Origin of the sequence: Nonomuraea sp. NPDC050556, from assembly GCF_044457355.1 — a bacterium.
Lineage (GTDB): Bacteria > Actinomycetota > Actinomycetes > Streptosporangiales > Streptosporangiaceae > Nonomuraea.
Map to the genome: position 1 here is coordinate 649,239 of NZ_JBITGU010000003.1, position 13,068 is coordinate 662,306.

Sequence of the window (13,068 nt, forward strand, 5' to 3'; positions counted from 1 at the left end):
CAGCCGCTCACCAGCGCAGTCAGCGCAGTGCTCACTGCGGCGCTCGGGGGAACTCCACATGGCGGTCATCGCAACGGAGCCTTTCTTCGGGTCGTCGGTCCGACGTTGGCACGACCCGCTGACAATTCCGCGCAACGCGCTCGGCGTGTCCTGAAAGTGGTACCTGAATCGATGCCGCGCGGTGGGGTTACGAACATTTGGTCCGACCGTGACGGGCTTTCGGGGCTTCCGTGACGCGGGTTCGACCTTCTGGGAGGTGTACGGCGGGCAGCCCCGTGGGGGGCGCTAAACATGCCCCGGCGTACCTGATCGTGATTTGAGCAGCCCAATGCCTACTTTTCCGACACACCCCCAGGGGAGGGCGCGGGGCAGTCCACCGGGTGAGGCCACTGAGCAGCACGGACGCAACAAGCGACCGCAAACCACCCCTCGCCCCCTCCCGCCCCGCGGGAAGGGTGCGGGTGACAGACGTTGGGTCTGGGGTCGGGGCCTGGGACCACTGGGACGCACGGACGCAACGAGCGGCCCCAAACTGTCCTTCACCCCTTCACAACCCCGTCTCCTCCCACCCCTCACCCCCTCCACCCCTCAAACGCCCCGCGACTCCGCACCCCCGCCCTCTCGCGACTCCGCCCCTCCACCCCGTGAGGCCCTCCACCCCGTGAGGCCCTCCACCCCCAAGGGCCTTCGCTCTTCATGAGGACCTGCACCCCGTGAGGGCTTCCGTTCTTTCCGGGCCGGTGCGGTCCCCTGTGGCGTCGGTTCCGTGACCGGTGGCTATACGTGGGACCCTTGACGGGTGAGTCTCGACGATTCCGCGTTCCTGCGCGCCTGCCGCCGTCAGCCCGTCCAGCACACGCCCGTGTGGTTCATGCGCCAGGCAGGCCGTTCGCTGCCCGAATACCTGGCCGTCCGCGAAGGCGTGCCGATGTTGCAGGCGTGCGCCACCCCCGACCTCATCGTCGAGATCACCCTGCAACCCGTCCGCCGCTACGGCGTCGACGCGGCGATCTTCTTCAGCGACATCGTCGTCCCCCTCAAAGCCCTCGGCGTCGACCTCGACATCAAGCCCGGCGTAGGCCCCGTGGTCGCCGACCCCATCCGCACCGCCGCCGGGCTAGACGTCCTGCGCCCGCTCCAGCCAGACGACGTCCCCTACGTCACCGAAGCCATCCAGTCCCTGGTGGGCGAGCTCGGCGACACCCCGCTCATCGGCTTCGCCGGAGCCCCGTTCACCCTGGCGTCGTACCTGATCGAGGGCGGACCGTCCAAGAACCACGACCACACCAAGGCCATGATGTACGGCGAGCCGGACCTGTGGCACGCCCTCATGGACCGCCTGGCCGACATCGTGCTGGAGCACCTCCGCATCCAGATCAGGGCGGGCGCTTCGGCCATCCAGCTGTTCGACTCGTGGGTGGGGGCGGTGGCGCCGGACGACTACCGCGAGTTCGTCATGCCGTACACCTCACGGATCTTCGCGGGGCTGGCGGAGGTGCCGCGCATCCACTTCGGCGTGGGCACGGGCGAGCTGCTCGGCCTGCTGGGGGAGGCGGGGGCGGACGTGGTGGGCGTCGACTGGCGCGTCCCCCTCGACGAGGCCGCGCGGCGGGTGGGTCCCGGGAAGGCGTTGCAGGGCAACCTCGACCCGGCAGTGCTGCTGGCTCCTTGGGAGGCGGTGGAGCACAAGAGCCTGGAGATCCTGCGCCGGGGCAAGGCGGCCGAGGGACATGTCTTCAACCTCGGCCACGGCGTCCTCCCCAACACCAACCCTGACCAGCTCAAGCGCCTGACCGACCTGATCCACGAATCCACCACCACCTGACCCCTCCCGGGACCGCCCTCGGGGGCACTCACCTCAACGCCTCGGAGCAGCGCCGCTCGGGTACGCCCGCCCACACAGGGGCGGGCGACGCCGTATGCGGAAGGCGCACCACGAAGGAGACGCGCGTTCCATTCGGGGCGGCATGACCCGCCCGCGGCGCCAGGGGACACTGCTGCCGGGCTGCCAGGTCAGCGGGCATCGGGCCCATCGGCCCATCGGGCCAACGGCCCACCCGGCCAACGGGCGGCTGGCCAACGGGCCACTGGGGGCAGGGGCGCTGGGACATCGCGCGCGAATGCCTGGATGTTCTGTAAATGGGTCAGGGTTAACGGTGGGCCTTGTGGCGTAGGGGATTGCGGTGCCGTACGCCCCAGGGATGATCTCCGTCATACCGTCGAGGGAATCGTCTTCATCCCCCGCCCCCTGCTAAAAACCCCCTATGAACATGGGGGACTTCGGTCAGGAGCTGCGCAGATGGCGGCTGCAGCGCGGCCTCAGCCAGCTCACCCTCGCCGACAGCGCAGGCACCAGCCAACGCCACCTCAGCTACATGGAACGCGGCAAAGCCAACCCAGGCCGCTCCATAGTCAACAGGCTCGCCAAATCCCTGGACCTCCCCCCGAAGGAACGCAACCACCTCCTCCTCCTCGCCGCCGGACTCGCCCCCGAACTGGAGCAGGCCCAGATTCCAGACCCCACCAGGGAAGCCCTGGAAGCGGTCCTCACCGCCCACCTCCCCGCCCCCGCGGTCGTCGTGGGCCCGGGAGGCGAGGTGGTGGCCGCCAACGACGCGGTAGCCGTCCTCACCGAAGGCGCCCACCCCGACCTGCTCCGCGAGCCCGTCTCCCTGTGCCGCCTCATGCTGCACCCCCAGGGCATGGCCCCCCGCGTCGCCAACCTCCCCGCCTGGGGACACCACGTCCTCGAGGGCCTGCGCGACATAGCCAGAACCACCGCCCCTGACGAGGCGCTCCGCGACGTCATCGCGGAGCTCTCCTCGTACGTCCCGGAGGAGGCGCAGGAGCCGCTCGGCTTCGCCGCAACCCTCCGTTTGCGCACCGAAAACGGCGAGCTGCGGCTGATCTCCACGATCACCTCGCTCGCCACGGCCGTGGACCCGGCGTTGGCCGGGTACCGCCTGGAGGCGTTCCTCCCGGCCGACGAAGAAACCGCCTCACTACTGAAGGAGAAACACCATGAGAGCCGCTTGGTATGAGAAGCAGGGACCTGCGGAAGAAGTCCTGACCGTGGGGGAGATGCCCGACCCGGAGCCCGGACCCGGTGAGGTCAGGGTCAAGGTGGCCGTTTCCGGCATCCACGTGGGCGACCTGGGCAAGCGGCGTGGCTGGTGGGGTTCGACCATGGCCTTCCCGAGGGTGATCCCGCACGGTGACGGCGCCGGTGTCATCGACGCCGTCGGCGAGGGCGTGGACGCCGCCCGGATCGGTGAGCGGGTGTGGGTGTACCTGGCCCAGTCCTACCGCCCGTTCGGCACGGCGGCCGACTACACCGTGGTCCCCTCCGGCCGTGCCGTACCGCTGCCTGAGCAGGTTCCGTTCGAGCAGGGCGCGCTGCTCGGCATCCCCGGCATCACCGCGCACCGGGCGATCATGGGCGACGGCCCCGTGGAGGGGCAGACGATCGTGGTGACCGGCGCGCTGGGCGCGGTCGGCCGCGCCGCCGTCGCGGTGGCCAGGCGCGCGGGCGCGACCGTCATCGCGACCGTACGGCAGGCGGCCCAGGTCGCCGCCGCCCTGGAAGCGGGCGCACACCACGCCATCGACGTCTCGGCCGGCGACGTCCAGGAGCGCATCCAGGCCATCGGCCCCGTCGACCGCGTCGCCGAGCTCGCCTTCGGCGCCAACATCGCCCTCGACCTGGAAATCCTGCGTTACGGCGGAACCATCGCCACCTACGCGACGGACGACGCGAACCCGGCCGTGCCGTATTGGCCGCTGGGGTTCAAGAACATCACCGTGCGCTTCCTCAGCAACGACGACTTCCCCGAGGCGGCCAACCAGGCGGCAGCGGAGGAGCTGACCGCGGCCCTGGTGGACGGCGACCTGCTCTACCCGATCGCCGCCCGCTTCCCCCTGGACGGGATCGCGGAGGCCCACGACACCACGGAACGCGTCTCCGCCGCCGGCCGCGTTGTCATCACCCTCTGACCACGGCCCTCCAGCGATAGGGTCGAGGCCGGAATCCTGGAGGTAGGCGTGAAATACCTGGTTCTCATCTACAGCAACCCGGACACCAGGAAGATCTGGGAGAGCATGTCCGAGCAGGAGCGCGGCGTGGGCTGGCAGGCCTACGCCGCGCTCGACGAGGAGCTCAGGGCCGCGGGCGAGCTCGTCGTGTCCGAAGCGCTGGAAGACCCCTCCCAGGGCAGGCGGCCGGTGCCGAGTGACGGGCCGTTCGCCGAGGTCAAGGAGCATCTGGCCGGTTTCCTCCTGCTCGACTGCCGCGACATGGACCGCGCCATGGAGATCGCCGCCAAGATCCCCGAAGCCCCCTACGGCGTCGTGGAGGTGCGTCCTGTCAAACAGCTTGGATGACCTCCTCAGGGACCTGACTCCGCAGGTGCTCGGCGCCCTCGTCCGTCACTACGGCGACTTCGAGATGTGCGAGGACGCGGTCCAGGAGGCCCTGCTCGCCGCCGCCCGGCAGTGGCCGGAGGAGGGCCTCCCCGACCATCCCAAGGGCTGGCTGATCAGGGTCGCCTCCCGCAGGCGCACCGAGCTGTGGCGCAACGAGACGGCACGCAGGCGGCGCGAGGAGGCGGTGGCCACCGAGCCGCACCCGCAGGCGGAGGACCGCGACGACACGCTGCTGGTGCTGATGATGTGCTGCCACCCGGACCTGACCGAGGCCTCGCAGATCGCCCTGACGCTGCGCGCGGTCGGCGGGCTCACCACGGCGGAGATCGCCCGCGCGCTCCTCGTCCCCGAGGCGACGGTGGCCCAGCGCATCAGCAGGGCCAAGCAGCGCATCAGGGGAGCGGAGTTCTCGGCGAGCACGGACAGGCTGCCCGCTGTACTCCACGTGCTCTATCTGATCTTCAACGAGGGCTACACGGCGAGCGAGGGCACGGAGCTGAACCGGGTCGAGCTCACCAAGGAGGCGATCCGCCTGACCAGGCAGCTGCGCACGCTGCTCCCGTCGGACACCGAGGTCGCCGGCCTGCTCGCGCTGATGCTGCTCACCGACGCCAGGCGCCCGGCGCGCACCGACGCGAGGGGCCTGCTGGTGCCGCTGGCCGAGCAGGACCGCAGCCTGTGGAACGGCGAAGCCGTCGCGGAGGGCGTCGAGCTGGTCACCTGGGCCCTGTCGAGCGCCCCGATCGGCCCCTACCAGGTGCAGGCCGCGATAGCCGCCGTGCACGACGAGGCGGCCGAGGCCAAGGACACCGACTGGGTGCAGATCCTCGGCCTGTACGAGCTGCTCACCACCCTCGCGCCCGGCCCGATGGTGACGCTCAACCGGGTCGTGGCGCACGCGATGGTCCACGGCCCCGAGGCGGGCCTGGAGCTGCTCGAGGACGACGGCCACTACCGGGTGGCGGCCGTGCGGGCACACCTGCTGGAGCTGGCGGGTGACATGGAGGCGGCCCGCGAGGAGTACAGGAGCGCGGCGAGGCGCACGCTCAGCCTGCCCGAGCGCCGCTACCTGGAGAGCAAGGCGCTAGCGTCTGGCTCTGGTGGCGACGGCGGCGAGCCTGGGCAGCAGCCGCCCGTCGTTGGCCCTGATCCAGGCTGATCCGCTGGTGGGAGCGGCGTAGCAGGGCGCGCCCTCCCACAGCAGCCGGTCGATCTCCGGCATCCCGAGCGACGTGGCGGCGAAGGCGAAGAGGGCGGGCAGGCGCGGCACGATGATCCCGAAGTCGAGCGCCTGCGCCAGCCGCCCCTCCATGCTGATCAGCCTCTCGACCGACAGCCCGGTCAGCGGGTAGACCTCGGGAAACGCCCGCCGCATGTCGAGGAAGAACCGTACGGAACCGCCGCGCGGATCGCCGAGCAACCGGCCGAGCGGCGCGAACGCGCCCAGCGCCAGCCGGGGCCCGGCCACCAGGGCGTGCGTGTAGAGCACGCGGACCAGCGCCACGTTGATCATGAAGCGCTCCGCGGGCAGCTCCCGGTGGGCGAGGTCCTCGTGGGCGAGGTAGGCGGACACGACGCTGGCGTTGTGCGCGCGGTACCAGGCGACCGGCGAGGGCGAGCGCAGGAAGTCCGCCCAGAGCGCCACTGAGGGCGCGGAAGGGGCGACGCCGTCGAGGAGGACCGCCTCCGCCTTGTCGCGCAGCAGCCGGTCGTTCACCGCGCGCCACCAGGGGCTCCCGTCGGCGTCGAGGACGCCGCGGGCGATCTCCCAGCGCAGGAAGCTCAGCTCGGCTCTGCCGTACCGGCTGACGTGACCGCTGTAGAAGGCGGCGGCCAGCCGGAGCCTCGCGGGCGGATCATCGCGTACGGCACGCACCTGCCCGGCGGCCAGGGCGGAGGGCTCGGACATAACCCCCAGCATGGCATCACCCAAGCTGATCCACACCGAGCTTCACGAGCAGCGCAGCGACCACGCACAGCAGGGTCGCCCTGATGAACCCCGACCCCCGGCGCAGGGCGGTCCGCGTCCCGAGCCGGGCGCCGAGCACGTTGCACGCGCCCATGCCCAGCCCGAGCAGCCAGAACACGTGCCCCTGCGCCGCGAAGACCACCAGCGCCCCCAGGTTGGCGCCCACGTTGACCACCTTGGCCGTGGCCGACCCGGTCAGGAAGTCCATCCTGAGCAGCACGGACAGCGCCAGCAGGATCATCGCCCCCGTCCCCGGACCGACGAGCCCGTTGTAGAACGGCAGCGCCACCCCGACCAGCACCACCACCCCTGCCAGCCGGGGCGCGGCAGCGTGCCGCCCGCCGCCTCCCGAAGCCGTGCCGATCCCCGGGCGCAGGATCACCACGCACGCCACGACCAGCAACGCGACCAGCACGAACGGGCGGAACACCGTGGCGGGCACCGTACCGGCCGTCAGCGCCCCCGCGCCTGACGCGGCCAGTCCGAGTACCCCGGCGGGCACCGCGACCCGCAGCTCGGCCCCCGCGTTCCTGGCGAAACCGACGGCCGACGCTGTCGTCCCGGAAATGGACGACAGCTTGTCCGTGGCGAGGATCGCCGACGGCGGCGCGCCAGGGAGCGCGAGCAGCAACACCGGGAGCTGGACCAGCCCCCCACCACCCACAACGGCGTCCACCCATCCGGCGGCCAGCGCCACGACCAGCAAAAAGACGACGAGCTCGACTGACACCACGAATCCCCCGATCCCCGGAACGGACGATCTCACCTGGCCGTTGGGCGAGCGTTGTGGCACCGTTGGGGCGGCTGGATGTCCGCGGGGGGAGCGGTGAGGGTGGAGTTTCGCGTACTGGGACGGCTGGGCGCCGGTCGTGACGGCCGGCCGATCGAGCTCACCTCGCCCAAGCAGCGGGCGCTGCTGGCCGTCCTGCTGGCCGCGGGCGGCCGGGCCGTCTCCGACGACCAGCTGACCCAGGCGTTGTGGGGCGAGTTTCCCCCGGCGTCCGCCAACCTCCGCTGGCACGTCCACCATGTACGGCAGGCGCTCGGCGACGCCGACCGCATCCTCCGCCTACCCGACGGCTACGCGCTCGACCTGGAGGCCGAGGAGCTCGACGCCCGCCGCTTCGAGGCGGCGGCGGCCGAGGGCGCCCAGGCGCTGGCCGCCGGCAGGCACGAGGAGGCGGCGCGCGCCCTCGGCAGGGGGCTGGCGCTCTGGCACGGCCCCGCCTACGCCGACCTGCCGGAGCTCGACCTGGTCCGGCCTGAGGCGCTGCGGCTGGAGGAGTTACGCCTGACCGCCTTCGAGCAGCGCGCCGAGGCGCTGCTGGCGCTGCGCCGGGCCAAGGAGTGCCTGACCGAGCTCACCGCGATGGTCACCGCGCACCCCCTGCGCGAGCGGCTCAGGGAACACCTCATGCGCGCCCTGCAGCAGGCGGGACGGCGGGCGGACGCGTTGCGCGTCTACCGCGAGGGCCGCGAGATCCTCACCACCGAGCTGGGCATCGAGCCGGGGCGCACCCTGCGCGACCTGCACACCGAGGTCCTGCGCGACGACGGCTCCGCGGCAGCCGTACGCCCGGCCCAGCTGCCCCCGGACGTGTTCGCCTTCACCGGCAGGTCAGCCGAGCTCGACCAGCTCGACGGCCTGCTGGACAGCGGCGCCCACCTGCCCATCGCGGTGGTCAGCGGGGTGGGCGGCGTCGGCAAGACCGGCCTGGCCGTGCACTGGGCGCACCGCGTCGCCGCCCGCTTCCCCGACGGCCAGCTCTACGCCGACCTGGGCGGCAGGGAGCCCGGCGAGGTGCTGGAGCGGTTCATGTCCGCGCTCGGTGTCATGCGGATCCCCGACGGCCTCGAAGAGCGCACCGCCCTCTACCGCAGCCTGCTCAGGGGCAGGCGGATCCTGGTCCTGCTCGACAACGCCACGGGCGCCGACCAGGTCAGGCCGCTGCTGCCCGGCTCCGCCTCCTGCTGCGTGGTCGTGACGGGACGGCGCAGCTTCGAGGGCCTGATCGCGGGCGAGGGCGCCAGGCCCATCCAGCTCGACGTGCTCGGCGTAGAGCAGGCGGCCGAACTCCTGGAGCGCGTCGCCGGTGTGGCGGCGGGCCAGGCGGGACGGCTGGCGGAACTGTGTGACGGCCTGCCGCTCGCGCTGCGCATCTCGGGGGCGCGCCTGCTGACCAGGCCGGGATGGACGCCGGACAGCCTGGCCGACCGGCTGGCGCAGGAGCGGCTCAGGCTCGACGAGCTGCGCGCGGGAGAGCTCGACGTGCGGGCCACGTTCGAGGTGTCCTACCGCGACCTGCCCGAGCGGGAGCGCCTGCTGTTCAGCAGGCTCGGCCAGCTCGACGTGCCCGGCTTCACCGCGTGGACGGCCGCCGCCCTCATGGACGGCTCCCTCGCCGACGGCGCCGTCCTGCTCGAACGGCTGGCCGAGGCCCAGCTCCTGCAGCCGCTCGGCCCCGACCAGGCGGGCCAGGAGCGGTACGGCTTCCACGACCTGGTCAAGCTGTTCGCCAGGCAGCGCGCGGCGGACGAGGGCCGCGAGGCCGCGCTCACCAGGTTCTTCGCCTGCCTGCTCGCTCTGGCGCAGGACGCGTGCCTGCGCGAGTACCAGGGCGGCTACGCGCTGCCGCAGGGCGACGCGCCCCGCTGGTGGCCGGACGGCGAGGTGCTGCCACCCGACCCGCTCGGCTGGCTCGACGCGGAACGCGCCACCCTGGTCGCCGCGGTCAGCCAGACGGCCGCGCTCGGACTGACCGGCCCCTGCTGGGAGCTGGCGCACACGGCCACCAGGATCTTCGAGGTCAAGGGATACCTGTCCGACTGGCGTAGTACGGCCGGGCTGGCCCTGGAGATGTGCAGGAGGGACGGCGACACGGTGGGGACCGCGGCCACGCTCGTCTCGATGAGCCTCCTGTACATCAGGACGGACCGCTTCGCCGAGGCGCGCGAGGTGCTGAAGGAGGCGCTGCCCGCCGTCGAGGGGCCGTTCAGGTCGATCGCCCTGTGCGCGCTGGGCGACGTGGAGCGGGTGGAGGGCGACCTGGACGTGGCGCTGGTGCTGTACGAGGAGGCCAAGGAGCTGTCCAGGCTGGCGGGGGACAAGGCCATGGAGGCGATGGTGATGGCCGACATGGCCACGGTGCACGAGCGGCGCGGCAACTACGCCACGGCCGAGGGCGTGCTGGCCTGGGCCGCCACGCACGCCGCCGGGATCAGGCGCCCGCTGACCTGGATCGTCATGCTGCTGGCCAGGCTCCACCACCGCAGGGGCGACTACGCGCGCGCCGAGGAGCTGCACGTCCGGGTGATGACCATGGTCACTGAGATCGACGACCGGATGTTCGAGCCGCTCGCGCTGAGCATGCGCGCGGAGAACCTCATCGACCTGGGCCGCGTCGCAGAGGCCAGGCAGTGCCTGGCCGCTGCGGTACGGCTGGCCTCGGCGACGGCCAACAGGCGGCTGGAGCAGCAGGCGCGCGACCTGCTCGCCCGGCTACCCGGCGACGCCTGAGCGCTCGTCCTCCTGGGTGGGGGGCGGCGGCGGCTCGGTGGGCCGTGGCCCCGAGTGCTGCGGCGGCGGGCCGGCAGGGCGGCTGCTCCGCCGTACGACGAAGATGATCAGGGCCACCACGGGGGCGACGATCAGCATCCACGGAAGCACGGCGCCGACCACGGTCACGGCGACCTTGAGGAAGGTCAGCAGGGCCTCCCAGCCCGCCTTGAGCCCGCCCATGAAGCCGGGCGGGTCGTCGTCGGGCTCGGCCACGACGACCTCGGGGCCGACCAGTTCCAGCGTGAGCGTGGCCATGCCGACCTGCCTGGCGAGCTCCTTCTGCTGCGCCTGGAGCGACTCCAGCTCGGCCTGGCGGCTGGAGATCTCCCGCTCGACCTCGAGCACCTGCCCGATGGTCTTGGCCTTGGTCATGATGGAGCGCAGGGTCTCCAGCTCGCGCTGGGCCGACTTGAGCCGGCTGTCGACGTCGGCGACCTGCTGGGTGACGTCCTGGGTGCCCTGGGTGAGGTTCTCGCGCTTGCCGAGGTCCTTGCCGAGGCTGGTGAGCACCGCTGGGTAACGGTCAGGCGGGACCTTGAACTCGAGGGTGGCGATGGCCGAGCCGCTGTCGGGGGAGGAGGACTTCTCGTTGGACAGGTAGCCGCCCGCGCCGGTGACGATGGTCTTGGCCTTCTCGGCCGACGCGGTGACGTCCTTGGTTCTGACGGTCATGGAGGCGACGTAGACGATCGAGCGGTTCTGCTGGACCACCTTCACGTCCGAGGTGATCGACTTGCCGTCCGCAGCCCTGGACTCGTCCGCCGCCGCCGAGGGGGCGGGGGTGGGGGCCATGGCGGGAGCGGCCTGCTCCGGCCGGCCGCCCGCCGTCGAGGCCTCTCCGCCGCCGCCTCCGCAACCGGACAGGAGTAAGGCGGCACAGGCCGCCGTTAACGCAACGCCGTACCTGGTTGTCTTCATGTCCTTAGAGACGGGGTTTGATCTGTCCTGGTTTGATTCGCGCCGTCACGAAGCCGTCACGTTACGCGCTCTGCCCGGTCACGGCGACGGACCGCCCCCATGAGGCGGTAGCGTCAGGAGACGTGGAACGGCATGTTGTGATCGTCGGTGGCGGCATCTCCGGTCTGGCCGCGGCCTGGTTTCTCCGCCAGGGCGGGGCCGCCGTGCGGGTGACCGTACTCGAAGGCAGCCCGCGGATCGGCGGCAAGCTGCACGCGTCGGAAGTGGCCGGGGTCAGCGTCGACGAGGGCGCCGAGGCCATGCTGGCCAGGCGGCCCGAGGGCAAGGACCTCGCCAGAGCCGTCGGGCTCGGCGACGAGCTGGTGCCGCCGGGCACCACCCAGGCGGCCATCTACACCAGGGGCGCGCTGCGCCCGATGCCCAAGGGCCAGGTCATGGGCGTGCCGTCCGACCTGACCGAGCTCGCCAAGTCGGGCATCATCTCGCCGGCCGGGCTGCTGCGGGTGCCGCTCGACCAGGTGCTGCCCGCAACGCTGGTCACCACCGACGTGTCCGTCGCCGCCTACATCAGGGCCAGGATGGGCGGCGAGGTGCTCGACCGGCTGATCGAGCCGCTGCTCGGCGGCGTCTACGCGGGCCGTTCCGACATGCTGTCGCTGGAGGCGACGATGCCGCGCATCGCGGCCGCCGCCCGGTCGGAACGTTCCCTGCTCGCCGCCGCCCGCCAGATCGTCGACGAGGCGCCGGCCGACGCCGGGCCGGTCTTCACCACGCTGCGCGGCGGCCTGGGCAGCCTGCCCGAGGCCGTGGCCAAGGCGTCCGGCGCCGACGTCAGGACCGGGGTGACCGTACGCGAGCTGCGCCGCACGCTGAACGGCTGGCGCCTGGTCACCGGGCCGGTGCCCAGCCCCACGGTCTTCGAGGCTGACGCGGTGATCCTCGCGGTGCCCGGCCCGGCGGCCGGCAGGCTGCTGCGCGACGAGGTGCCCAAGGCCGCGGCCGAGCTGGGCAGGATCGAATACTCCAGCATGGCCATCGTCACCCTCGCCTTCCCCGTCTCCGCCTTCGGCGCCGCGCCCACCGGCAGCGGCTACCTCGTGCCGCCGGTCGAGGGACGCGCGGTCAAGGCGGCGACGTTCAGCTCGGTCAAGTGGCCGCACCTGGCGGGCGACCACGTCATCGTGCGCTGCTCGATCGGCCGCGTCGGCGACGAGCACCTGCTGCAGCGCGAGGACGCCGAGCTGGTCGCCATGGGCGTGGCCGAGATGAGCGAGGTCATGGGGGTGCGCGGGCTGCCCGTCGACAGCCGCGTCTCACGCTGGGGCGGCGCGCTGCCGCAGTACAACGTGGGCCACCTCGACCGGGTGGCGCGCGCACGCGCGGCGGTGGCCGTGCAGCCGGGGCTGGCGGTCTGCGGGGCCGCCTACGACGGGCTGGGCATTCCCGCGTGCATTTCCACCGCCCGTACGGCGGCGGCCAGGATCCTGGGAGGATGGGAAGCATGAACGACAGGTTGAAGGCGCGCGATCTGAACCAGGTGATCCGCTACACCATGTGGTCCGTCTTCAGGACCACCGAGCCGTGTCCAGGCAACCGCGAGGGCATGGGCGACGAGGTCGAGGAGCTGCTGGAGCAGGCGGCCGGCAAGGACGTCGTGACCAGGGGCCTGTACGACGTGGCCGGGTTCCGCGCCGACGCCGACTACATGTTCTGGTGGCACGCGCCGACGCCCGAGCTGCTGCAGGAGACCTACTCCCGGTTCCGCCGCACCACCCTGGGCCGCCACAGCGAGCCAGTCTGGTCGGCGATGGCGCTGCACCGGCCGGCCGAGTTCAACAAGTCGCACATCCCGGCGTTCCTGGCCGAGGAGGAGCCGCGCGGCTACGTGTGCGTCTACCCGTTCGTCCGCACGCTGGAGTGGTACCTGCTCGACGACTCCGAGCGGCGCACGATGCTGGCCGAGCACGGCAAGATGGCGCGCGAGTATCCCGACGTCCGCTCCAACACGGTCGCGTGCTTCGCGCTCAACGACTTCGAGTGGATGCTGGCCTTCGAGGCCGACGAGCTGCACCGCATCGTCGACCTGATGCGGCACCTGCGTGGAGCCGAGGCGCGGCGCCACACGCGCATCGAGATTCCCTTCTACACCGGGGTGCGTAAGCCCGTTCAGGAACTCATCAGCGCACTTCCGTAATCGGGC

11 protein-coding genes are annotated in these 13,068 nt (G+C 71.9%); 8 read left to right on the top strand and 3 right to left on the bottom strand.

What is annotated here, in order from left to right; all coding sequences use genetic code 11:
* Positions 1–799 precede the first annotated feature (799 nt).
* From hemE to ACIBG8_RS32155, 5 genes are all read left to right on the top strand, one after another.
* Positions 800–1,825 carry a uroporphyrinogen decarboxylase gene (gene hemE / locus ACIBG8_RS32135; RefSeq protein ID WP_397346787.1) on the top strand — a complete coding sequence of 342 codons (1,026 nt, stop codon included), beginning with the start codon at positions 800–802 and terminating at the stop codon, positions 1,823–1,825.
* 439 nt (positions 1,826–2,264) lie between these two features.
* Positions 2,265–3,041 (top strand): helix-turn-helix domain-containing protein, encoded by a 777-nt coding sequence (locus ACIBG8_RS32140; protein WP_397346788.1) that lies wholly within the window; start codon positions 2,265–2,267, stop codon positions 3,039–3,041.
* Positions 3,022–3,993: an NADPH:quinone reductase gene (locus ACIBG8_RS32145; RefSeq protein WP_397346789.1), complete on the top strand. Its 972-nt coding sequence runs from the start codon at positions 3,022–3,024 to the stop codon at positions 3,991–3,993. The genes ACIBG8_RS32140 and ACIBG8_RS32145 overlap by 20 nt, the downstream gene beginning before the upstream one ends.
* A gap of 48 nt (positions 3,994–4,041) precedes the next feature.
* A complete protein-coding gene (locus tag ACIBG8_RS32150) occupies positions 4,042–4,380 on the top strand; it encodes a YciI family protein (protein WP_397346790.1) in 339 nt (112 codons plus the stop codon).
* A complete protein-coding gene (locus ACIBG8_RS32155; RefSeq protein ID WP_397346791.1) occupies positions 4,373–5,581 on the top strand; it encodes an RNA polymerase sigma factor in 1,209 nt (402 codons plus the stop codon). The genes ACIBG8_RS32150 and ACIBG8_RS32155 overlap by 8 nt, the downstream gene beginning before the upstream one ends.
* On the opposite strand, the gene ACIBG8_RS32160 is transcribed toward ACIBG8_RS32155, so the two are convergent.
* Positions 5,507–6,331, bottom strand: coding sequence for a hypothetical protein (locus tag ACIBG8_RS32160; protein WP_397346792.1), 825 nt, complete (start codon positions 6,329–6,331; stop codon positions 5,507–5,509). The two genes, ACIBG8_RS32155 and ACIBG8_RS32160, sit on opposite strands and share 75 nt — an antisense overlap.
* A 16-nt stretch (positions 6,332–6,347) precedes the next feature.
* The gene (locus tag ACIBG8_RS32165) at positions 6,348–7,121 is read right to left on the bottom strand and encodes a sulfite exporter TauE/SafE family protein (protein ID WP_397346793.1); all 774 of its coding nucleotides are present in this window, start codon (positions 7,119–7,121) and stop codon (positions 6,348–6,350) included.
* Between the two features lie 102 nt (positions 7,122–7,223).
* Between ACIBG8_RS32165 and ACIBG8_RS32170 the strand changes: the two genes are divergently transcribed.
* Positions 7,224–9,908 carry a BTAD domain-containing putative transcriptional regulator gene (locus ACIBG8_RS32170; RefSeq protein ID WP_397346794.1) on the top strand — a complete coding sequence of 895 codons (2,685 nt, stop codon included), beginning with the start codon at positions 7,224–7,226 and terminating at the stop codon, positions 9,906–9,908.
* Here ACIBG8_RS32170 and ACIBG8_RS32175 read toward each other — a convergent pair.
* Positions 9,891–10,868, bottom strand: a complete 978-nt coding sequence (locus tag ACIBG8_RS32175; protein WP_397346796.1) for a DUF4349 domain-containing protein — start codon at positions 10,866–10,868, stop codon at positions 9,891–9,893. The two genes, ACIBG8_RS32170 and ACIBG8_RS32175, sit on opposite strands and share 18 nt — an antisense overlap.
* A 122-nt stretch (positions 10,869–10,990) precedes the next feature.
* On the opposite strand from ACIBG8_RS32175, the gene hemG reads away from it, so the two are divergent.
* Entirely contained in the window at positions 10,991–12,373 is a 1,383-nt protein-coding gene (gene hemG, locus ACIBG8_RS32180) for a protoporphyrinogen oxidase (RefSeq protein ID WP_397346797.1), read from the top strand.
* Positions 12,370–13,062: a hydrogen peroxide-dependent heme synthase gene (gene hemQ / locus ACIBG8_RS32185; RefSeq protein WP_397346798.1), complete on the top strand. Its 693-nt coding sequence runs from the start codon at positions 12,370–12,372 to the stop codon at positions 13,060–13,062. Before hemG ends, hemQ begins: the two co-directional genes overlap by 4 nt.
* The last annotated feature ends 6 nt before the right edge of the window (positions 13,063–13,068 follow it).